Origin of the sequence: Streptomyces sp. YIM 130001 (genome assembly GCF_003574445.1) — a bacterium.
In the GTDB taxonomy this organism is placed as follows: Bacteria; Actinomycetota; Actinomycetes; order Streptomycetales; family Streptomycetaceae; genus Streptomyces.
Window position 1 is genome coordinate 33,744 of the sequence record NZ_KZ984577.1, and the last position, 20,760, is coordinate 54,503.

General features: G+C 71.4%; 18 protein-coding genes, 1 pseudogene and 1 riboswitch. Of the genes and pseudogenes, 9 read left to right on the top strand and 10 right to left on the bottom strand.

Annotated features, from left to right (window positions below; genetic code table 11):
* Positions 1-82: 82 nt before the first annotated feature.
* The 3 genes from DSC45_RS33985 to DSC45_RS33995 form a co-directional block, all read right to left on the bottom strand.
* The gene (locus DSC45_RS33985; RefSeq protein ID WP_119295898.1) at positions 83-688 is read right to left on the bottom strand and encodes an Rv1733c family protein; all 606 of its coding nucleotides are present in this window, start codon (positions 686-688) and stop codon (positions 83-85) included.
* A gap of 401 nt (positions 689-1,089) precedes the next feature.
* Positions 1,090-1,542 (bottom strand): DUF6643 family protein, encoded by a 453-nt coding sequence (locus DSC45_RS33990; RefSeq protein WP_119295899.1) that lies wholly within the window; start codon positions 1,540-1,542, stop codon positions 1,090-1,092.
* Positions 1,543-2,904: 1,362 nt separating this feature from the next.
* The gene (locus DSC45_RS33995; RefSeq protein WP_119295900.1) at positions 2,905-3,483 is read right to left on the bottom strand and encodes a DUF5655 domain-containing protein; all 579 of its coding nucleotides are present in this window, start codon (positions 3,481-3,483) and stop codon (positions 2,905-2,907) included.
* A 170-nt stretch (positions 3,484-3,653) separates the two neighbouring features.
* On the opposite strand from DSC45_RS33995, the gene DSC45_RS34000 reads away from it, so the two are divergent.
* Complete coding sequence (locus DSC45_RS34000) at positions 3,654-4,958, top strand: TerD family protein (RefSeq protein WP_240435003.1); 1,305 nt, start codon at positions 3,654-3,656, stop codon at positions 4,956-4,958.
* A 17-nt stretch (positions 4,959-4,975) separates the two neighbouring features.
* On the opposite strand, the gene DSC45_RS34005 is transcribed toward DSC45_RS34000, so the two are convergent.
* The gene (locus DSC45_RS34005; protein ID WP_119295902.1) at positions 4,976-6,226 is read right to left on the bottom strand and encodes a glycosyltransferase; all 1,251 of its coding nucleotides are present in this window, start codon (positions 6,224-6,226) and stop codon (positions 4,976-4,978) included.
* A gap of 58 nt (positions 6,227-6,284) precedes the next feature.
* Here DSC45_RS34005 and DSC45_RS34010 point away from each other — a divergent pair, with 58 nt between their 5' ends.
* The gene (locus DSC45_RS34010) at positions 6,285-7,073 is read left to right on the top strand and encodes a glutamate racemase (RefSeq protein ID WP_162929423.1); all 789 of its coding nucleotides are present in this window, start codon (positions 6,285-6,287) and stop codon (positions 7,071-7,073) included.
* A 140-nt stretch (positions 7,074-7,213) separates the two neighbouring features.
* The gene (locus tag DSC45_RS34015) at positions 7,214-7,792 is read left to right on the top strand and encodes a hypothetical protein (RefSeq protein ID WP_240435004.1); all 579 of its coding nucleotides are present in this window, start codon (positions 7,214-7,216) and stop codon (positions 7,790-7,792) included.
* Between the two features lie 12 nt (positions 7,793-7,804).
* On the opposite strand, the gene DSC45_RS34020 is transcribed toward DSC45_RS34015, so the two are convergent.
* A complete protein-coding gene (locus tag DSC45_RS34020) occupies positions 7,805-8,878 on the bottom strand; it encodes an O-antigen ligase family protein (RefSeq protein WP_119295904.1) in 1,074 nt (357 codons plus the stop codon).
* A 229-nt stretch (positions 8,879-9,107) separates the two neighbouring features.
* Between DSC45_RS34020 and lnt the strand changes: the two genes are divergently transcribed.
* From lnt to DSC45_RS34050, 6 genes are all read left to right on the top strand, one after another.
* Positions 9,108-10,721 (top strand): apolipoprotein N-acyltransferase, encoded by a 1,614-nt coding sequence (gene lnt, locus DSC45_RS34025; protein ID WP_119295914.1) that lies wholly within the window; start codon positions 9,108-9,110, stop codon positions 10,719-10,721.
* Between the two features lie 26 nt (positions 10,722-10,747).
* Positions 10,748-11,221, top strand: coding sequence for an NUDIX hydrolase (locus tag DSC45_RS34030; RefSeq protein WP_119295905.1), 474 nt, complete (start codon positions 10,748-10,750; stop codon positions 11,219-11,221).
* A 141-nt stretch (positions 11,222-11,362) separates the two neighbouring features.
* Positions 11,363-11,487, top strand: a riboswitch (cobalamin riboswitch).
* Between the two features lie 87 nt (positions 11,488-11,574).
* Positions 11,575-12,645, top strand: coding sequence for an ABC transporter substrate-binding protein (locus DSC45_RS34035; protein ID WP_240435005.1), 1,071 nt, complete (start codon positions 11,575-11,577; stop codon positions 12,643-12,645).
* Positions 12,646-12,779: 134 nt separating this feature from the next.
* Entirely contained in the window at positions 12,780-13,739 is a 960-nt protein-coding gene (locus tag DSC45_RS34040) for a FecCD family ABC transporter permease (RefSeq protein WP_119295915.1), read from the top strand.
* Entirely contained in the window at positions 13,736-14,560 is an 825-nt protein-coding gene (locus DSC45_RS34045) for an ABC transporter ATP-binding protein (protein WP_119295907.1), read from the top strand. Before DSC45_RS34040 ends, DSC45_RS34045 begins: the two co-directional genes overlap by 4 nt.
* 82 nt (positions 14,561-14,642) lie before the next feature.
* Entirely contained in the window at positions 14,643-15,884 is a 1,242-nt protein-coding gene (locus DSC45_RS34050; RefSeq protein ID WP_119295908.1) for an ROK family transcriptional regulator, read from the top strand.
* A gap of 58 nt (positions 15,885-15,942) precedes the next feature.
* Here the strand turns inward: DSC45_RS34050 and DSC45_RS34055 are convergent, their stop codons facing one another.
* From DSC45_RS34055 to DSC45_RS34075, 5 genes and pseudogenes are all read right to left on the bottom strand, one after another.
* Positions 15,943-17,349 (bottom strand): GH1 family beta-glucosidase, encoded by a 1,407-nt coding sequence (locus tag DSC45_RS34055; RefSeq protein ID WP_119295909.1) that lies wholly within the window; start codon positions 17,347-17,349, stop codon positions 15,943-15,945.
* 8 nt (positions 17,350-17,357) lie between these two features.
* Positions 17,358-18,206 carry a carbohydrate ABC transporter permease gene (locus DSC45_RS34060; RefSeq protein WP_162929424.1) on the bottom strand — a complete coding sequence of 283 codons (849 nt, stop codon included), beginning with the start codon at positions 18,204-18,206 and terminating at the stop codon, positions 17,358-17,360.
* A gap of 5 nt (positions 18,207-18,211) precedes the next feature.
* On the bottom strand, positions 18,212-19,165 hold the full coding sequence (locus DSC45_RS34065) for a carbohydrate ABC transporter permease (protein WP_119295910.1): 954 nt from the start codon (positions 19,163-19,165) through the stop codon (positions 18,212-18,214).
* A gap of 11 nt (positions 19,166-19,176) precedes the next feature.
* On the bottom strand, positions 19,177-20,439 hold the full coding sequence (locus DSC45_RS34070; RefSeq protein ID WP_119295911.1) for an ABC transporter substrate-binding protein: 1,263 nt from the start codon (positions 20,437-20,439) through the stop codon (positions 19,177-19,179).
* 158 nt (positions 20,440-20,597) lie between these two features.
* Positions 20,598-20,760: pseudogene (locus tag DSC45_RS34075) on the bottom strand (xylose isomerase); the annotation flags it as partial.

The following is a 20,760-nucleotide window of genomic DNA, read 5'->3' on the forward strand; positions in this document are numbered from 1 at the left end:
CCTGCCGGACCACCGTAGCGTGCGCAGGGGCGGCGAGTTGACCGGTCCGGAGCACCTTCGACGAGTTCGGAGGAACGTCCGGTCAGCTGCCCGTGCCCGTGCGGCCCCAGTCCGGACCGGCCTTGGCCCACTCGCTGTCCCAGGCCTCGTACCGCGCCCGCACCAGGCGCCATACGACGAGGCGGCGTGCGCCCTCGACGAGGCCCGCCGACATCGCGCCCGCCGCGACACCTGCGAGGACGGCATGGGAGCCGGCCGTGGCGGAGTCCAGCGGCCGGGTCGCCGGGCGCCCCCGGTCGTCGGTCCAGAGCCGGAACCGGTCGCCCGGCTCGGGGCTGCGCAGATTCGCCTTCACGGGGCCGGAACGCCTGCTGCCGTCCGGCGCGGCCCAGCGTGCGGTGACGCGACTGCCCGAATCACGTGCGGTGGAGGTCTCGGGGTCGGGGTCGAGGGGCGGGGCGGCCACCTTGGTCAGCACGGTCGCCGTCACCCGGTGCCGCGTATCGTGCTGCGCCTGCACGCTGCGCTGCAGGGCCTCGTCGGCCGTGGAGCCCACTATCCACCCGACAGCCGGGGCGGCGAACACGATCAACGCGACGGCCACCAGGGCGGTCCAGGCCTCCACCAGGTCTGTTCTACGGCGCAGCCCGTTGCGCCGCCAGCGCCAGATTCCCACCACAGCCCGCACGATGCCGCACCCCCTTCCGCGTCCGTCCTAACCCGCCGCGGCACAGTCCAAGCGCGGGCGGGACGAAGAGAGAGCGAAATCACCCGTCCGGTGAGTCAACGGCCGTGTATGACCGCTGTGTTCCCCGAACGGGCCGTCAGCTTCTGTGCGGTGCCGGCATCACCGGTCGCGTGCGCCCGGGCGTGGACCCGCGGGGGGTCGCCCGCGCGCAGAATACTCCTCCACTCGGACAAGAGTTCTGCCGGGCGTCACGGCATGCGGGCGTCCGGTCACCGCGTGGCTGTCCAGGCATGGCACCGCGTGGCTGTCCAGGCATGACAAAGGGCCCTGGCCTTCCCCCTCCAGGGCCCGGATGCAGCCTCGGGCCGGGTGGTCGGTCCCGGCGTCCGAAGCTGACCGTGTCAGTACCCGTGCCCTCCTGGATACGGGCGGCGGTGCGGGTCCTCGTACTGCATCGGTGCGGGCTGCATGGGCGCGGGACGGGGAGCCGCCGGGCGCATCGCCTCGTAGCCGCCGTTCTGCGGAGGTCGCTGCTGCTGGTGGGGCGCCGGATAGCCACGCGGGCCCGCGGCCTGTTGCGGGATGTAGGGCGCGGGGGCGTGCTGGAGCGGTGCGGGCTGCGCCGCTCCCGGGTACCCGTAGTGCGGCTGCTGGGCTGACGGCGCGGCCGGCAGCGCGGGCAACGACGAGTGCAGCGCGGGCAGTTGGCTGCCGGTGTCGTACGCGGCCGGCACACGGATCGGAGCGATCTGCGGTGTGCCGCGTTCGGCTACGAGCGAGTCGTAGATCGGGGTGTCGGGGAATGAAGGCGCGGGGTAGTAACCGCTGCCGTAGGTGGCGCGGGGGGAGGTCATGGCACATAAGTTAAGCCCACGATGTGCTGGTTGGATAGCCCTGACATAGGTGTGGCGTGTGTGGAAATCATGCGTCCGCCGTCTGCACTCCCTTCGTTACGAAGAAACTGCGGGGGTGCGCCATTGCCTGACGTCGGTACCTGCGGGTAACCGACCAGCGCATTCACGGTTTGCCGGGGCCGCTGCGGACATCCGATCTCCGGCGCGGGGTACCCCTGGAATTCAGCCGGAATGATGAGGGGAGGGGCGTGAAGTTTCCCCTCACGTCGTCCTGTTGGTGCCCTGTCACCCGCGAAAGCGGCGCTGCGGTGCGGAACTCGGGCGGGCGGGCGCGGGTGCGGGGGCTGTGGGATGGCTGTACGGGCGGGTGCCCATCGTGTGTTCGTGCGGTGACGTGGGGGAGAGGGGATCGGGGGCGTCGGCCGCGGGAGTTCGCAGCGGGCTGCGTCGCACGGGAGGTGCGGATCGCTCGCGCTTTCTGGGCCCGGACAGGGGCCTCGGGGTTTGCGTACGCCCCGTGCACAAAGGACTACGCCCCGTCGATGCGCTCGGTGCCCGGTACGACGCGCCGCGTCGGGCCGGTCGTGATTTTCGGTCAAGTTCGCGGCGTCGGGCAGGGGTCGGAGTGTGCCGGAGGGTCGGGGCGCCGCCTGCGGACAGGGCGCCGGCCTGTGCGTCGACTCGGGAGCGTCGGTCGCGAATCACCACCCGGCATCCTGCCATCCGCGCATGGAGCGGGTACTCGCCTTCGCGCCATTGAGGTACCGGAAATTCGGCCGATGGTTCTTTACCACCGTGAAATAGCTGGCCGGTTCCCTGTTGATCGAGTGCCCGACGTGAATGCTCATTCACCGTTCAAGGGTGATTCCCTGGCGACCGTAGGGATTGTCGGGCGCGTGGTCCTGTCCGCTGTCGTACCTCTTCCGTCTGCTGCGATGATCGGCCGTCGGCTGTGGCGCGAGGCGCGTTCGACCAGGTAGAGCCGCTGGTCGGGGCCCGCACACAACGGCGACCCGCTCGCGACGCGGGCCGTTCACCGGGCGGCGGCTCGGGGGTGCGCAGTCCGCGGGGACGCTCGGTTCACTCCCGCCAAACGGGCCCGAAGAAAGCTCTGAGCTGGTCGGGGGCGTGAGCGGAGACTCCCTGAAGCCGCTGCCCGCGCGGCAGGCGCGCGCCGTCGGCGAGTGGTGTTTCACGGCCGGTTCGGACCCGCGGTACGGACTTCGCCCCTGACAGAACACGGCGGATTTCGGCGGCTCATTTCAGCACTCCGAAAAGCATTTTCGTGCGGTGACTCGAGAGGACCGAGAATTCGCCCGCGCGCGATACGACGGGAGTCGGCCTCCACGCCCCGCGCGACGGTCAGACGTTGGCGGCGTAGGTCCGGCGCAGCAGTACCGCGAACTCGTCGTCGACCTCGTCGACGGCGGACAGGGCGACCCGCACGTCCATCCCGTCGCCCAGGCCCTTCGCGGAGAGCAGCCGGCCGCCGGGTGCCGCGTCCGGGAGTCGCAGGCCGACGTCGACGCGGGTCCGGGTCGTGGGCCGGGCCCGCGCGAAGGTGCGGCGCGGCCCGACCAGCGCCACGAACGTCTTGCGGACCTGCAGGGTCACCTGCGCAAGCGGTGCGGCGTGCAGGAGTACGGCGTCGAGCACCGGCCGCAGTCCGGGCCGGTCGGCGTACTGGGCGTCGATCAGGTCGTCCGCGCTCTGCCGCAGGAAATCCGGATAGCCGAAGGTCTCGTGCACGAGCAGCTGCTGTGCGTAACCCCGCACCCCCTCGCCCTCCAGCCAGGCGCGGAGCTGCTGCTCGTCGGCCGGCGCGCGTTCCTCGACCGACCGGGTCCAACTGGCCAGCGTCCGGCCCGTGTTGCGTTCGAGGAGGCCGACCTGCCAGTCGCGCATCTCCTGCCAGGACTTGACCTCGGGTTTGGCCGCCATGCCCACAGCGTAGTGACGAAACCGTGGTCGTGCCCGCGGCTGTGGACAGTGCTCGGATCGTGATCTGCGGACCTTGCGCGCGTAGGAGGCAACCACGGGAATAGGTTTGGCCGTGTACGGATCGGCAGCACTTCTGGACGCGACGACGCGCGATGGGGACAGACATGTCAATGCCTAAGGGATCGAACGTGCCGGTGCCGGCACCCGCGGTACGAGTCGAGATCGGCTGGCGCTCGGGTGCCGGCGTTCCCGACGCCGACGCCTCGGCTCTGCTGCTCGCCGCCGGGAAGGTCCGCTCCGACGCGGATTTCGTCTTCTACAACCAGCCCACGCACTCCTCGGGCGCCGTGCAGCACGAGGGCAAGCGGACGGCCGGTGGCACGGTGACGGACACCGTCGCCGTGGACCTCGCGCGCGTGGAGCCCGCGATCGAGACCGTGGTGCTCGCGGCCTCCTGTGACGGTGGCACCTTCGGACAGGTCCCGGACCTGCATATTCGCGTCCTCGACGCGGCCACCGGCAGTGAACTGGCCCGCTACGACAGCGGGGACGCCTCCGTGGAGACGGCCTTCGTGCTGGGTGAGCTCTACCGACGCCAGGGCGCCTGGAAGTTCCGCGCCGTGGGCCAGGGATACGGCACCGGCCTCGAGGGCCTCGCCACCGACTACGGCATCAGCGTGGACGAGCCGCAGCAGGCGCCGGCCCCCGCTCCGCCGCAGCCGGCCCCGCCGTCGCCGGCTCCGACGCCCACCTACGTGGCGCCCCAGCAGCCCGCCCCGGTGGCCCCGGCACCTCCTCCGGCACCGCCCGCCCCCGCTCCCGCCCCCGCGCAGCCCGTACGACTCACCAAGGTCACCCTGACCAAGGAAGCGCCGTCGGTGTCCCTCGCCAAGCAGGGCGGCAGCACGGGTGCGATGCGCGTGAACCTCAACTGGCAGGTGCGCAAGCAGTTCAAGGGCTGGGGTGCCAAGCTCGGCCGCGCCGTCGCCATGCACGCCGACCTCGACCTGGACCTGTGCGCCCTCTTCGAGCTCACCGACGGCCGCAAGGGCGTCGTCCAGGCCCTCGGCAACGCCTTCGGAGCCCTGAACCAGCCGCCGTTCATCCACCTCGACGGCGACGACCGCACCGGCGCGGTCGACAGCGGCGAGAACCTCACGATCAACCTCGACCAGAAGCACCAGCTGCGCCGTGTCCTGATCTTCGTGACCATCTACGAGGGCGCCCGGAGCTTCGCCGACCTCAACGCCACCGTGACGCTGCAGCCGCAGCACGGCGCCCCCGTCGAGTTCCACCTCGACGAGTGCACCGTGCCCTCGACGGTCTGCGCCCTGGCCCTGATCACCAACCAGGATGGCGAACTGATCGTCAACCGTGAGGCCCGCTACCTCGTCCCCGAGCGCGGCGTCAGCCCGCAGCGCACCGTCGACTACACCTACGGCTGGGGCATGAACTGGACCCCGGGCCGTAAGTAGACCCCACCGCACGGCAGTTACGGGTTGGGTGCCGCCCCGGCACGTTCCGGGCGCGGATAGGTGCGTCCCTTCCAGGCGGCACCCCTGCCCCGATAGTGCTGGACCGCCGAATCCACCGTCATCAGCAGATACAGCACGGCCGTCCCCGGCAGCAGCGGAGCGAGCCCGGCCGACAGCCGGTAGTAGCGAAGCATCGGCAGATACGTGAGGACCATCAACAGCCAGGCGGCGCCGCTGACGACCGCCGCCACCGTGTCGCCGGACAGCACCCCGGCCGCCAGGCCCACCGGCGGCGCCACGTACACCAGGAGCAGTCCGCCGACGGTGCCGAGCAACAGCAGCGGGTTGTGGCGCAGTTGGGCGTACGCGCTGCGCGACACCATCCGCCACAGATCACCGAGGCGCGGATACGGTCGCACGCTGTCCACGCCATCCGCGAGCCCAAGCCAGATCCGTCCGCCGCCGCGCTTGACGGTCCGGGCCAGCGCCACGTCGTCGATGACCGCCTGACGGATCGCCGCGGGCACGTCGGCGTGCGTCGCCGCGCTCGCGCGCAGCAGCACACAGCCGCCGGCGGCCGCGGCGGTACGCGCGCGTGGCCGGTGTACCCGTCGGAACGGGTAGAGCTGCGCGAAGAAGTAGACGAACGCCGGCACCACCAGGCGTTCCCAGACGCTCGCCACCCGCAGACGGGCCATCAGCGACACCAGGTCGTATGCGCCGCCGGTCGCGGCCGTCACCAACTTCCGCAGGCTGTCCGGCGCGTGTGCGATGTCGGCATCGGTGAGCAGCAGGAACTCCGGGCCGACGGCCGCCGTTTCCCCTTCGTCCTCCACGCGCGCGTGGAGCGTGTCGTCCCGCGCGCAGTCTTCGTCCCCCACGCGCGCGTGGCCGATGCCGTGCCGTACGGCCCAGAGTTTGCCCGTCCAGCCGGCCGGAGGTTCGCCCGGCGTCGTCACAGTGAGGGGCAGCCCGCCGCGACCCGCGGCCAGTTCACGTGCCAGGCGGCCGGTCCCGTCGGAGCTCGAGTCGTCGACGAGGACGATCTCGGCCCGCCCCGGGTAGTCCTGAGCGAGCAGCGACGGCAGGCTCGACGGCAGCACCGCCGCCTCGTCACGGGCGGGGACGACGATCCGTACGGAGGGCCACACCGCGGGCTCACGTCCGGGCGGAAGGCGCACGTCGGTCCGCCAGAAGAAGCCCTGCCCGAGGAGCAGCCAGAGCCAGGCGGCGAGGGAGGCCGATGCGGTCCATGCGAGGGCGCTCATGTCCCGGAGTGTGCCCCACGAGGCAGGCCCCACAAGGGCGATCGACTATGGTGAGCGGGTGAAGATCGCGCTCATCGACTCCGGAATCGGACTCCTTCCAGCCGCTGCCGCGGTGCGGCGCCTACAGCCGTCGGCCGATCTCGTACTCTCCAGCGACCCCGATGGCATGCCCTGGGGGCCCCGTACCACCGCCGACGTTTCCGCGCGTGCGGTCGCCGCAGCGGAGGCCGCCGCGGCCCACGGACCCGACGCCTTGATCGTGGCCTGCAACACGGCCTCCGTGCACGCGCTCGCCGACGTGCGCGCCCGACTCGAGCCTCAGGTACCGGTGATCGGCACCGTGCCCGCCATCAAGCCGGCCGCCGCCGGTGGCGGTCCGGTGGCCATCTGGGCGACTCCCGCGACGACGGGCAGTGACTACCAGCGCGATCTGATCGGCAGGTTCGCGGACGGTGTGGACGTCACCGAGGTCGCCTGCCCGGGCCTTGCGGACGCGGTGCAGAACGCCGACGAGGCGGCCATCGATCGTGCGGTGGCCGACGCCGCAGAGCGCACCCCGCGCGACGTACGCTCCGTGGTCCTCGGCTGCACGCACTACGAACTGGTGGGGGAGCGCATCCGCCAGGCGGTCGCCGTCCGCGGTGACAGCGCGGAGCCGCTCGTCCTGCACGCTTCGGCCGGCGCCGTCGCCGCACAGCTGATGCGCCGTATCGCCGCGGCGGAGCCCGACGGCGGTCTGGCCGGGGGCCTGACGGTGCTCCTCAGCGGCCGCGAGGCGGAACTTCCCGAGGCGGCGCTGACCTACGCCGAAGGCCGGCTGCTCGCCGCGGTGAGCCCGGTCCGCTGACGCCTCGGCCCCTCGGGTGCGGGCCCGCCGATGCGGTCCCGCGGGACCGCACCGACGGCCTTGCGCGCACGTGGGCGCCGCTCCTCGTCACCCTTCGTGCTCCCCTGCTTTCCCTGCGGATCACGAGTAGCCTGCAAGACATGAGGGACCCCCACTCCGAGCACGACGCGCGCGAACCGCACGACACCGCGGTGCCCGCTGGCGAACTCTGGTCGGGCCGCGCGACCAACCGCTACCAGTGGCTGCTCGCCACGGCCGGCGCGGCCTGCATGGCCCTCGGCGTCCAGCTGGCCGTCGACTCCCCCTGGAGTTCGGGTATCGCACCGCTGCTGATGTCCGTGGTGGGCTGCGTCGCCGCCGGACTGCTGATGCTCTACGGCACCCTGGCGTTCGTTCATGTGGCCGTGCGCATCGAGGAGGACTTCCTCGAGGTGCGCTGCGGGCACATGGGCCTGCCGCGTCGCCGGATCGAGCTGGCACACGTCGTCGACGCCGACTTCGCACCTCGGGTCACACCGAGGCACTGGGGCGGCTGGGGCTACCGGTGGCGCCCCGAGCGCGGCACCGCCGTGGTCGTACGCCGTGGTGAGGGCCTGGTCCTCAGTCTCGGAGACGGCCGGAAGTTCACGGTCACCGTCGATGACGCGGAAGCCGCGGTGCGCGTGATCCGTGACCGGCTCGGTCCGCCCGCCGCCACGGGACCGGCAGCGAGCGCCTGAGGGCCCGGGCAGTCACTGCGGCAGTCGCCCCGGCCGCACCGACGGATCGGTGTGCGGCGGCGGCAGGTCGTCGTTCAGCGGACGGGCGGTCGAGAGGCCGACGAGCAGACCGGCGCCCGCTGTCACCGGTGTGAAGCTGAGTGCGTTGCCGACCGCCGCGACCGCGGCCAGAGCCGACAGCGTCGCTGCGGCGGTCAGCACCAGCGGCGTGCCACGCGGTGCCCGGGAGAGCGACAGCAGGAGCCAGCCGAAGGCCGCCGCGAGCAGCACGACCCCGACGACACCCTGTTCCGCCGCCTGCTGGAGCGGTGCCGAATGCGGGCGGCCGTCCGAGTCGAGCGTCTGCCCCGCGGTGACACTCAGTTCCCCGAAGCGCCCCGGCCCCGAACCGAGCACCGGCTCGTCCTTGGCCAGATCGACGGCGTCCTGCCACAGGAGCACCCGGTGCTGGGTGAGCGGCCCCTCGAGAGACACCGTCAGCTCGTGCGGCAGTACGTCCTCCGCCACCGCGAGGGACACCCCGGACACCAGGGCGGTGACGAGGGCGAGCCCGGCGAGACCCACCGTGCGCCGCCGCATCCGGGCGGCCGCTACCGAGAGCAGCACGATCCCCGCGCAGGCGACGAGCGCCGCCGTGGAGCCGACTGCCGCGGCCGCCACGGTGATCCCGGCAGCGAGCAGCCGCAGGCCGATGCGCGCCGCGGGCCGGTCCGTGGACCAGGCGCCGCAGCAGGCGGCACCCGTGGTGAGGATCAGGAGTGCGGCGGCCGCCCCGGTGTGCCCGAGCGGCGATGTCGTCCCGGCGCCCGGCACATCGCTGGTGGCCACGGACACCGCGGCCAGAGCCACACCGGCGACCGACGCACAGGCGAAGGCGCCGGCAGGCAGCAGCGCTCCGGAGATCCGGCCGCCGGCATGGCCCGCCGCGACGGCGAGCACCGCGAGCAGTACGCCCTCCGGACGCCCGTCGCGTGCCGTCGCCGAGACCAGCGCCCAGACCGCGCAGGCCCCGAGCACGACGACACCCGTGGCATCGGCCGTGCTGCGCTGGTCCCGTGACCCCGGTCGGGCGGCTGTTTCAGCCATCCCGTCGTCCCCCCGTCCGCCCTTGAACTGTGACGGGCCCCGCGGATTGTGGCCGGAATCCAGCCGCCGCGGAGACTGACGCACACGGTAACGGCTCGGACACCGGTTTGTGCAGGAGTTGCGCAGGAACGTTGCTGCTGAGGTGCATGCCGAGACCCTGCGCACCCGGCCGCCAGCGCTGGGTGACCGACCTGCGGGCGCCCCGCCGAAGCGCCGTACACTCCCGAACGTGACAGCCACCACCACCTCGAAGAACGAGCCGGATCAGGCCCCGGCAGGCGCGGCCACCGGCTCGCGCGGCCGACGCCTGCTGCGCGGCCTGCTCACCCCGGCCGCGGCCGCGCTCAGTGGCGTACTGCTCTACGTCAGCTTCCCGCCGCGCACCCTGTGGTGGCTCGCCCTGCCGGCCTTCGCCGGACTCGCCTGGTGTCTGCGCGGCCGTGGCCTGAAGGCATCGTTCGGGCTCGGCAGCCTCTTCGGCCTCGGCTTCCTGCTGCCGCTGCTCGTGTGGACGGGAGTGGAGGTCGGCCCGGGACCGTGGCTGGCGCTCGCCGTCATCGAGGCGCTCTTCGTGGGTGCCACCGCGATGGGTATGGCCGCGGTGTCCCGGTTGCCGGGCTGGCCGCTGTGGGCGGCCGCGGTGTGGATCGCGGGCGAGGCGGTTCGGGCCCGGGTGCCGTTCAGCGGATTCCCGTGGGGGAAGGTCGCCTTCGGACAGGCGGACGGCATGTTCCTGCCGCTGGCCGCACTCGGTGGCACACCGGTGCTCGGATTCGCCATCGTGCTCTGCGGCTTCGGGCTCGCCGAGACCGTCCGCACCGCCGTCGAGTGGCGCCGTACCGGGACACTGCGCCGCACGGCGGCCGGTCTCGCGGTGCTCGCCCTGGTCGCACCGCTCGTCGCGGCCGTCGCGTCCCGCCCGCTGGTCACGGCGGAGGCAGAGAACGGCACCGCCACCGTCGCCGTCGTGCAGGGCAACGTCCCGCAGGCCGGGCTCGGCTTCAACGCCCAGCGCAAGGCCGTGCTCGACCACCATGTCCGCGAGACCGAGCGGCTCGCGCAGCGAGTCAGGGCCGGGAAGGTGGACCAACCGGAGTTCGTGCTCTGGCCGGAGAACTCCTCCGACATCGACCCCTTCCGCAATCCCGACGCCGAGGACGCCATCGACCGTGCCGCCGAGGCCGTCGGTGCCCCCATCGCCGTGGGCGGAGTCGTTCTGGCCAAGGACGGCAGGCTGCTCAACGAGCAGATCCTGTGGGAACCCGGTCGCGGTGCGACCGACACCTACGACAAGCGCCAGATTCAGCCGTTCGGCGAGTACTTGCCGCTGCGCGGTCTCATCCGGTCGATCAACCCGTCGTGGGCCGACCTCGTCCGTCAGGACTTCAGCCGCGGCAGCGAACCCGGCGTCTTCACCATGGCCGGCACGAAGGTCGGCCTCGCCACCTGCTACGAGGCCGCCTTCGACTGGGCGGTCCGGGACACCGTCACCCACGGCGCCCAGCTGATCTCCGTACCCAGCAACAACGCCACCTTCGACCGCAGCGAGATGACCTACCAGCAGCTGGCCATGTCCCGGGTCCGTGCCGTGGAGCACAGCCGCGCCGTGACCGTACCGGTGACCAGCGGTGTCAGCGCGGTGATCAAGCCGGACGGCACCGTCGCCCAGCGCACCACCTGGTTCACCGCGGACACCCTGGTCGACGAGGTGCCGCTGCGCACGTCGCAGACCCCGGCCACCCGGATGGGGACCGCGCCGGAGTTCGCGCTCCTGGCCGTCGCGCTCGGCGGGATGGCCTGGGCCGGGGCGGGGGCCGTGCGCAGGAAGCGCGCCGCCGGCTGATCGGTCCGCCTGGTTAGGGTCGGGGCATGGCAACTCCTGATTTCCTTCGAGCCGTGCGGGAGTCCGCAGGGCATCAACTGCTGTTCCTGCCCGGCGTCACCGCGATCGTCTTCGACGACGAGGGTCAGGTCCTGCTCGGCCGGCGCAGCGACACCGGCCTGTGGGCGGTCATCGGCGGCATTCCCGAGCCCGGCGAGCAACCGGCGGTGTGCGCCGTCCGCGAGGTCTACGAGGAGACGGCAGTACGATGCGTCGTCGAGCGGGTCGTCCTGGTCGAGGCGCGACCGCCGATCCAGTACCCCAACGGCGACAAGTGCCAGTTCATGGACATCACCATGCGCTGCCGCGCCGTGGGCGGCGAGGCCCGGGTGAATGACGACGAGTCCCTCGAGGTGGGGTGGTTCGCCCTGGACGCGCTCCCGGAACTCGAGGAGTTCGGTCTGTTCCGTATCAAGCAGGCGTCGAGCGAAGCGCCCACCTGGTTCGCTCCCGGCGAGTAGCGCGCGAGGCGGCCAACGGGGCCCGGACGGGGGCCGTCCGGGCCCCGTTGGCGTGTCAGGGGTGCGTGGTAGCGTGACCGAGCCAGTCGAACTCATGCTCGTCCGCCCGCTGAACTGCGGGAATGCGGACGATCACGGGTCAGGGAATCCGGTGCGAAACCGGAACTGACGCGCAGCGGTGAGGGCGACGGGCGCGGCATCGGCCACTGGAAGCGCAAGCGTCCGGGAAGGCGCCGTGTCCCGGACGACCCCGAGTCCGAAGACCTGCTGGCACCCTCCGTGGGCTCCGGCCGCGGAGAGGTCCCCGTACGACCGGGCTCCGCGCAATGAGCCCTCGACACAGAGGATTTCCCGTGCCGTCCGCACCCGCCTCCCGCCGTGCCCCGCTGCGCTTCTCGCGCCCTGCCCTCGCCGGTGTGGTGTGCGCCCTCCTGCTCACCGCCTGCGGCCAGGACGACGGCGGTGGAGGCGGTCAGGGGGCCAAGTCCGCACCCGACGGATTTCCGGTGGTGCTCGAGAACAACTGCGGCGAGAAGGTCACCGTCGAGGCCCCGCCGAAGCGGGCCGTGGCACTCGACCAGGGCTCGGCCGAGATCATGCTCTCGCTGGGCCTCGGGGACCGGATGGCCGGGACCGGTACCTGGACCGACCCCGTGATGAAGGGGCTCGAGAAGGAGAACGCGAAGGTCGAGCGTCTCGCCGACCAGTACCCGTCGGCGGAGAAGGTGCTCGATGTGGAGCCCGACTTCGTGGCCGCCTCGTTCGCCGCGACGCTCAGCAAGGGTGGTGTCGCCCCGCGCGGGCAGTTCGCCGAACTCGGCGTGCCCAGCTATCTGTCGCCGACCGACTGCGTGGGCAAGGACAACAGCGGTGACGGTGACGGTGCACGTACCAAGACATTGACCATGAAGCCCGTCTACGACGAAGTGCGCGACCTGGCGCGGGTGTTCGGCGTCCGCGAGCGCGGCGAACAGCTGGTGAAGGACCTCGAGTCGCGGGTGGACAAGGCCACCGAGGGCCTCGACGCCTCGAAGGCCGGACTGCTCTACTGGTTCGCCAACTCCGACGCGCCCTACCTGGCTGGCTGCTGCGGGGCGCCGGGCGTCATCACGCGAGAGCTCGGCGCGGAGAACGTCTTCGACGACACCCGCGACGAGTGGCCCCAGATCAACTGGGAGACCGTGGCCGAACGCGATCCGGACGTCCTGGTCATCGGCGATCTGACCCGCAAGTCGCAGACCGCGGAGTCAGCGAAACGAAAGATCGCCTTCCTCGAGTCCCACCCCGTCACCAAGAAGCTGCGGGCCGTACGCGACGAGCGCTACGTACTGCTGAGCGGCCAGGCCATGAACCCCACCATCAGAACGGTGGAGGGAATCGAGCAAGTGGCCGCCAAGCTGCGTGAGTTCGGGCTCGCGAAGTGAGCGTCGACACGGAACGGGAGCGGACGGGCGGCCCCGCCGTCGCCTTCGCACCACCCGCCCGCGCCACCCGTACCCGCAGACTGACCGGGAGCGTGTTCGCCTGGACCGGCGGCCTCGTCGTCCTGGCGGTGTCGATGGCTCTGGCCATCGTGGTCGGCACCGCACGGATCGGAGTCGTCGACGTCTGGTCCGTGGTGCTCTCCCATCTCGGTTGGGGCGAGACGGAGTTGAGCCCGATCCGGGAAGGCATCGTCTGGGAGCTGCGGTTGCCGCGCACGGTGCTCGCCGCGGTCTGCGGTGCCGGTCTGGCGGTGTGCGGGGCCGTGATGCAGTCGCTGCTGCGCAACCCGCTCGCCGACCCGTTCGTGCTCGGTGTCTCCTCCGGGGCGTCGACAGGCGCGGTGACCGTCGTCGTGCTCGGCGCGGGTGGCGGAGCGCTGTCGCTGTCCGGCGGGGCCTTCGCCGGTGCGGTGCTGTCGTTCGCCGCGGTCCTGGTGCTCAGCCATCTGCTGGGCGGCTCGACCGACCGTGTGGTGCTCTCCGGTGTCGCGGTCATGCAGTTGTTCTCCGCGCTGACCTCGGTGATCGTCCTGACCGCGGCGGACGCCGAGACGACCCGGGGTGTGCTGTTCTGGCTGCTCGGGTCCCTCAACGGGGCGGGCTGGACGGACGTAGGGGCCTGCCTCGCCGTGCTGATCGCGGTTCTGCTGCTCTGCCTCGGACATGCGCGCACGCTTGACGCCTTCGCATTCGGGCAGGACGCGGCCGCGGCGCTCGGGGTGCGGGTCGCACGCACCCGCGTCGTACTCCTCTGCGGCACCGCACTGCTCACCGCGGCGATGGTCAGCGCGGCCGGTGCGATCGGCTTCGTCGGTCTTGTACTGCCGCACGCGGCAAGGTCGTTGGTGGGCTCCGGGCATGTGCGGCTGCTGCCGGTCGCCGCGCTCGCCGGTGCCGTGTTCCTGGTGTGGGTGGACGCGCTCGCCCGCACCGTGCTCGACGGGCAGGAGATACCGGTCGGCGTGGTCACCTCACTGATCGGCGTACCGGCCTTCGTCCTGATCCTCTTCCGCACCCGAGGAGCCCGAGGGTGAACGACACCTCCGCGACCGGGGCCCGGCCGGGCCCCGGTGAAGGGCTGCGGGGCGACCGACTGACCCGGCGCACCGGCGGGCGCCTCATCCTCGACGGAGTCGGCCTGCACCCCGTGCCCGGCGGAGTGACCGGCCTGATCGGACCCAACGGCTCCGGCAAGACCACCCTGCTCCGGCTGCTCTCCGGAGTCCTGCCCGCGACCTCCGGCGTGGTCACCCTGGACGGCGAGCCGCTCACCGCGATCAAGCGACGTGAGATCGCCCGCCGGGTAGCCGTCGTCGAGCAACAGGCGGACACCCAGGTCCAGTTGAGCGTCATCGACGTCGTGCGCCTCGGCCGTGTACCGCACCGCGGCGCATGGGCGCCGGCCACCGCGCGGGACGAGGACGCGGTGCGTCATGCCCTGGAACGCACCCGCCTGGCCGACCGCGCGCACCAGAACTGGCACACCCTGTCCGGCGGCGAACGCCAGCGCGTCCAGATCGCCCGCGCGCTCGCCCAGGAACCCGGCGAGCTCCTCCTCGACGAGCCCACGAACCACCTCGACATCCAGCACCAGCTCGAGCTCCTCGACCTCCTGACCGGCCTCGGCCCGACCACGTACATCGCCCTGCACGACCTGAACCTGGCCGCCGCGTACTGCGACCGCGTGGTCGTCCTGGACAAGGGGCGGGTGGTGACCGCGGGCCCGCCCGGAGAGGTCCTCACCGAGCAGCTGATCGCCGACGTCTACGGCGTACGGGCCGTGGTCCACCCGGCCACCGCGGCGGACGAACGCCCGTACATCCGCTTCCTGGGGACTCTCGGCACGGCACGCTGAACGCGGCGCCGGTCCGTTCGGAGCCGGACTGCGGACGCCTCACCTGCGTGCTTGCGGACCGGTCGCATAGGCTCTGACCACGATGACGAGCGATTCCCCCGTACCGCCGCCCAAGGCCGACAAGGCGACCGTGCGACGGCATAATCTGAGTCTGGTGCTGCGGACCGTCCATGACGAGGGCGAGGCGACCAGGGCGGGCGTCGCTGCGCGCGTCGGACTGACCAGGGCCGCGGTGTCCTCGCTCGTCGAGCAGCTCCTGGACGAGGGTTTCCTGACGGAGCGGGGCAAGACCTTCAGCGGGCAGGCCGGCCGGCCAGGCACCGCCCTCAGGGTGGCCCGCACCGGGCCCGCGGGGCTCGGCGTCGAGATCAACGTCGACTATGTGACGGCCTGCGTCGTCGACCTGTCCGGCACCGACCGGGTCCGTCTCGTCGAGCGGATGGACAACCGCGGCGTACCGCCCGCCGAGGTGATCGCACACGCCGCCAGGATCGCCGCCCGCGTGATCTCCTCGGCAGAGGAGCAGGAGCTGCGCCCCGTCGCCGCCCAACTCGCCCTGCCGGCCCTGGTGTCGGGCGGCACGGTGCGCCAGGCGCCCAATCTCGGCTGGAATCGGGTGGCCGTCGAAGGGCTCTTCGCCCAGTCCCTGACCACCCTCGGCACCACCTCCCGGCCGCTGCCCGTCAGCGCGGAGAACGAGGCGAACCTCGCGGCCCTCGCCGAACTCTGGTTCGGCAACGGCGGGCAGCGCCCGGACACGTTCCTCTATCTGACGGGCGAGATCGGTGTCGGCGGCGCCCTGGTCCTCGACGGCCGACTGCTGCGCGGAGCGCACGGCTTCGCCGGTGAGATCGGCCATGTCGTGGTCGATCCGGACGGTCCCGAATGCCGCTGCGGGGCACGCGGCTGCCTGGAGCAGTACGCAGGTCAGCGCGCCCTGCTGTCCGCGGCCGGCCTCGACGACAACAGCGGTATGCCCGGGCTCGCCGAACTGGAGCGGCGGGCACGCTGCGGCGACAGCACGGCGGTCTCGGCGCTCGAGGACGCGGGCCGCCGGCTCGGCGTCGTGCTGTCCGGCGCGGTGAACCTGTTCGACCCGGACGCGGTGATGCTCGGCGGCATCTTCCGGCCGCTGATGCCCTGGCTCGGCCCGGCCGCCGACCGTGAGCTGACCGGGCGTGTGGTCTCGGGACTGTGGACCGAGGGCAGCGGACGGCTGCGCGCCTCTTCGTCGTCCGGCGACGCGGCCAGGGGGGCGGCGGCCCATGTGGTGCGCGATGTGCTCGCCGACCCGGCCGGATACGCCGGCCACCGCACCGCCTGAACGCGCGGACCGTCCACGCCGCGGTCGAACCTGCGCGGCAGCGGACGGTCCGCACCGGTCAGTCGCGGTGCGCCGCGATCAGCCGCCGGTACCAGGCGTAACTGTCCTTCGGAGTGCGCACCAGGGTGTCGTAGTCGACGTGCACGATCCCGAAGCGCTTGTCGTAGCCGAGCGCCCACTCGAAGTTGTCGAGCAGCGACCAGAGGTAGTAACCGCGCACGTCGACGCCCGCGTCCACCGCCGCACGCAGCGCGGACAGATGGCCCTCCAGGTAGGAGATCCGGTCGGTGTCGTGGACCGCTCCGTCCACGAGCACGTCGTGCTCCGCCGAGCCGTTCTCCGTGATGTGCACGGGGGGCAGGGCATCCCCGTACGCCTTCCTGAGCGCGACGAGGAGGTCGGTGAACGAGTCGGGGACCACCGGCCAGCCCATCGCCGTGCGCCGCACGCCCGGATAGTCGGTCTCCGCGTAGCGGTTGTCGGTGGCGACCCGAACGGCCGGGTCGCTCTCGCGGTGCGGGGCTGCGGCGACCACGATGGGCCGGTAGTAGTTGATGCCGAGGAAGTCCAGCGGCTGCGAGATGAGTTCCAGGTCGCCGTCGAGCCGGAAGTCCTGGCCGGTGATCAGGTCGCCCCAGGTCTCCTCCTCGGTCGCCGGATAGCGGCCCGCGAGGATCGGCTCGGTCCACACGAGGTTGTGCTGGGTGTCGGCGCGGACTACAGCGGCGAGGTCCGCGTCGGACTCGGTGGCGGGCACATTGCGGTCGAGGTTCAGGGTGATGCCGGCCTCGCGTACGCCCGCCGCGCGCAGCGCCCGCATCGACAGGCCGTGCCCGACGAGCAGGTGGTGGGCCGCGGCGAGCGCGCCCCTGCCCTCCCGCGCACCGGGCGCGTGCCGGCCCACCGAGTAGCCGAGGAATGCGCTGCACCAGGGCTCGTTGAGGGTGATCCAGCGCGGCACCCGGTCGCCCAGATGGTCCGCCACGATCGCCGTGTACTCGGCGAACCGCTCGGCCGTCTCTCGCACCCGCCAGCCGCCGCGGTCCTCGAGGGCCTGCGGCAGGTCCCAGTGGTAGAGCGTCGCCGCCGGTTCGATGCCGGCCTCGAGCAGCGAGTCCACCAGCCGCGAGTAGAAGTCCAGGCCCTTCGGGTTGGCCGCTCCGGATCCGTCGGCCTGGATGCGCGGCCAGGCGATGGAGAAGCGGTATGAGTCGACTCCCAGGTCGCGCAGCAGGGCGACGTCCTCGGGATAGCGGTGGTAGTGGTCGCAGGCCACGTCGCCGGTGTGGCCGTGGTGCGTCTTGCCCGGGGTGTGGCTGTAGGTGTCCCAGATGGACGGGCCGCGGCCGTCCTCGGTGGCCGCGCCCTCGATCTGGTACGAGGCGGTCGCCGCGCCGAAGACGAAACCCGGCGGGAAGTGCGGGAAGTCCGCGGCGTCGGACAGGTCGGAATCCGTGTGGTTCATCTGTGGCCTTACTTGACGGAGCCACCGGTGATACCGGCGGCGATGTACTTCTGGGCTAGTACGAGCAGGATCGCCGCCGGGATCGCCGACAGGACGGACGCGGCCATCACCGAACCCCAGTCGCCGACATGGGCGCCGATGTACTGGTAGATGCCGAGCGTGACCGGCTTGACGTCGTCGGTGGTGTTCAGCGTGAGCGCGAACATGAAGTCGCTCCACGCGTACAGGAACGCGAACAGGCCCGCGGTGATCAGGGAGTTGCGGCTCATCGGCATCACCACGGTGAAGAAGGTGCGCAGCCGGCCGGCGCCGTCCACCTCGGCGGCCTCGATGACTTCCTTCGGGATGGCCACCATGAAGGAGCGCATCAGGACGATGGCGAACGGGATGCCGAGCGAGGCGTCGGCGAGCATCAGGCCGAAGTACGAGTTGACCAGGCCGAGGTCGACGTAGGCGCTGTACAGGGCGTTCGCGATGACGATGCCGGGCACCATCTGGGTGATCAGGGTCCCGAACACGATGGTCCTGGTGCCGCGCAGGCGGAACTGCGCGAGACCGTACGCTGCGGGAGCCGCGACGGCCAGACAGATCGCGACCGCGCCGAGGGCCACCACGAGCGAGGTCACCAGGTGGCCGCCCTGCTCGGTGACCGCCGAGCGGAAGCCCGACAGGTCGAGGCTCTCCGGGATCGGGGACACCTTCAGCAGCCCGGACTCCGGCTGCAGCGCGGTGTTGATCATCCAGTACAGCGGGAACAGCATCACGGCCAGCGCGAGGAGCCCGGCGACCGTGGCGCCCCAGCGGCGCTTCGGCCGGGTGGTGCCGGGCGCGGCGGGCATGCGGGTGACAGAAGCCATGCCGGTCACTTCCCCTCGCTGCGGTTGGCCCGCAGATAGAACACCGCGAACACGGCGGAGATCAGGATCAGTACGTTGCCGACGACAGCGCCCGCACCGAAGTCCAGCTCGACGAACGAGTTCTGGTACGTGAGCGTGCCGAGCGTCTGTGTCGAGTCGGCGGGACCGCCGTCGGTGAGCGCCAGGATCAGATCCAGGATCTTCACCGTCGACATGAACCCGAGGACCAGCACCACGGTGATGACGGGCCGCAGCAGCGGCAGCGTCACCGAGCGGAAGGTGCGCCATGCGGAGGCACCGTCGAGCGAGGCGGCCTCGTACAGCTCCTTGGGGATCTCCTGCAGACCGCCGTAGAGGATCACCATGTTGAACGGGATGCCGATCCAGATGTTCACCATGATCACGGAGAACAGGGCCATGCCGGTGCTGGTCAGCCATGGGGTGCCTCCGCCGAGGCCGATGGTCTCGGCGAACGAGTTGAGCACTCCGGTGTCCTGGTCCAGGATGCGCCGCCAGACGACACCGGAGACCACCATGGGCACCAGCCACGGCAGCAGGATCAGCGAGCGGAGCAGCCCGTTCAGCGGGAAGCGCTTGGTGAAGAACACGGCGAGGCCGAGGCCGATACAGAACTGACCGAGCAGCGAACCCACCGTGAAGACGATGGTGTGCCACAGGGCCTTGCCGAACAGGTCGTCCTGGAAGACCTTGCTCCAGTTGTCCGTCCCGTTGAACGGTGCCTTGCCGTCGAAGAACGTGGACGGCGAGTAGTCCTGGAAGCTCATCACGATGTTGCGGACGAGCGGGTAGCCGAAGAACAGCAGCATGAACAGGATGGCCGGGGCGATGAATCCCCACTGCGAGAGCCGACGGCGACGGCGGGCACGCGCGGGATTCACCTGGGACGGCGTCCGGGTCCGCTGGGCCGGGCTCGCGGCGGTGGCGGTGGTGGTCGACATGCGAGGTCTGCTCACTTTCCGCTCGTGGCGCGCCGCTGCGCCTGCTTCAGGGCCGCTTCGCTGGACTGTCCGGTGAGCGCGGACTGGAAGGCGCTCTGCAGGGCGAGCGATACGGACGACCAGTCCGCGCCGACCTTGGCGGTACGGGAGCGGGCGGTGGCCACCTGGTCGGCGAGGGCGTCGAGTTCGGGGACGTCCTCGCGCCAGAGCGCGGCCGCCTCCGAGTCGGCCGGCACCATCCAGCTGTTGCGCGCGTAGGAGACCTGCTCCTGCTCGCTCGACATGCAGTCGATGATCTCGGCCGCGGTCTTCTCTCGTTCCGTGTCACCGGTCTTGGGCACGGTCAGGACGCTGCCGCCGAGCGGGCCGACGGACTTGTCGCCCTTCTCCGGCACGGGTATCCGGGCGATGCCCCAGTCGAGGTCCTTGTCCTTGTCGAGCGTCTCGACCTGCCAGGGCCCGTTGATCATCATGGCCGCGTTGCCCGCCATGAACTGGTCGTTGACGTCCGCCTGGGTCCAGTTGACCGTCGACTTCGACAGTGAGCGGTCCGCGATCAGGCCCTTCCAGTAGTCGAGCGCCTCGGCGACCTCGGGGGAGTCGAGCTTCTGCTCGTCACCGCCGTTGGACCACATGAACGGGGTGAACTGGAAGACGCCGTCCTCCGCTCCGCCGGCGCTCAGCGCGATGCCGTACCGCTTGCCCTCGGTGAGCTTCTCGGCGGTGTCCTTCATCTCGGACCAGGTGGTCGGCACCGGCAGGCCGGCGTCCTCGAGTACGTCCTTGTCGTAGAACAGCGCGAGGGTGTTCACGGTGCGCGCGGCACCGTAGTAAGTGCCCTCGTAGGAGCCGAAGTCCACGATGCCCTTCGGGACGCCGTCCGTGGACAGGCCCAGGTCGCGCAGGTTCACCAGACCGCCGGCCTCGGCGAAGGTCGGCATCTCGGACGCGTCGAACTGGATGACGTCCGGGAGGGACTTGGAGGAGGCCATGCGCAGGGATTTGGTCATCACCTGGGCGGCCGGGACGCTCTGCTGCTCGATGGTGATCCCGAGCTTCTTGCTGCAGCGCGCCAGGGTCTGGCCGTCCCAGCGGTGGTACGACTCGTCCGTCGAGGAGTTGAGCAGCGTGTAGACGTCGTCGTCGCGCTCCTGTGCGCAGCCGGAGAGCGCGATACCGGCGACGAGTGCGGAGACAACGGTGAGCGGGACGACGGCCCGCCGGCCGGGACGGCGACGCCTGCGCTGCGTCCCGTCTGGGGTGTGTGCTGTCACGATGGTGCCCTTGCTCGGGTGGGGTGCCGGTCCGTCAAGGACTCCTGTGTCCGCGGAGGTTGGCCATGCGCCGGTACGGGTCCGGCGGTGCCGTACCGGGGTGGGGGAGAGGCCGGGTGCCCGGCCCGGCCGGGGCCGGGCACCCGATAGGGGAGTGCTCAGCGCGTGCCGAGGAGGTGGTCCATGGCGAGTTGGTCGAGGTGTTCGAAGGCCATGGAGCGGGTGGCTGCGGTGTCGGCGTCGAAGGTGTCGTAGGCGCTGGGGTCGGTGAGGAGTGCGGTGAGGCCGTCGGCGGCGGTGGGCTGGGCGAGTTCGTCGAGT

Bases quoted from the DNA above. Each gene is read 5' to 3' on its own strand.
- DSC45_RS33990 (WP_119295899.1), bottom strand. From the start codon at position 1,542: ATGACCTCCCCCCGCGCCACCTACGGCAGCGGTTACTACCCCGCGCCT.
- DSC45_RS33995 (WP_119295900.1), bottom strand. From the start codon at position 3,483: ATGGCGGCCAAACCCGAGGTCAAGTCCTGGCAGGAGATGCGCGACTGG.
- DSC45_RS34000 (WP_240435003.1), top strand. From the start codon at position 3,654: ATGCCTAAGGGATCGAACGTGCCGGTGCCGGCACCCGCGGTACGAGTC.
- DSC45_RS34005 (WP_119295902.1), bottom strand. From the start codon at position 6,226: ATGAGCGCCCTCGCATGGACCGCATCGGCCTCCCTCGCCGCCTGGCTC.
- DSC45_RS34015 (WP_240435004.1), top strand. From the start codon at position 7,214: ATGAGGGACCCCCACTCCGAGCACGACGCGCGCGAACCGCACGACACC.
- DSC45_RS34020 (WP_119295904.1), bottom strand. From the start codon at position 8,878: ATGGCTGAAACAGCCGCCCGACCGGGGTCACGGGACCAGCGCAGCACG.
- DSC45_RS34030 (WP_119295905.1), top strand. From the start codon at position 10,748: ATGGCAACTCCTGATTTCCTTCGAGCCGTGCGGGAGTCCGCAGGGCAT.
- DSC45_RS34040 (WP_119295915.1), top strand. From the start codon at position 12,780: ATGGCTCTGGCCATCGTGGTCGGCACCGCACGGATCGGAGTCGTCGAC.
- DSC45_RS34050 (WP_119295908.1), top strand. From the start codon at position 14,643: ATGACGAGCGATTCCCCCGTACCGCCGCCCAAGGCCGACAAGGCGACC.
- DSC45_RS34055 (WP_119295909.1), bottom strand. From the start codon at position 17,349: ATGAACCACACGGATTCCGACCTGTCCGACGCCGCGGACTTCCCGCAC.
- DSC45_RS34060 (WP_162929424.1), bottom strand. From the start codon at position 18,206: ATGGCTTCTGTCACCCGCATGCCCGCCGCGCCCGGCACCACCCGGCCG.
- DSC45_RS34065 (WP_119295910.1), bottom strand. From the start codon at position 19,165: ATGTCGACCACCACCGCCACCGCCGCGAGCCCGGCCCAGCGGACCCGG.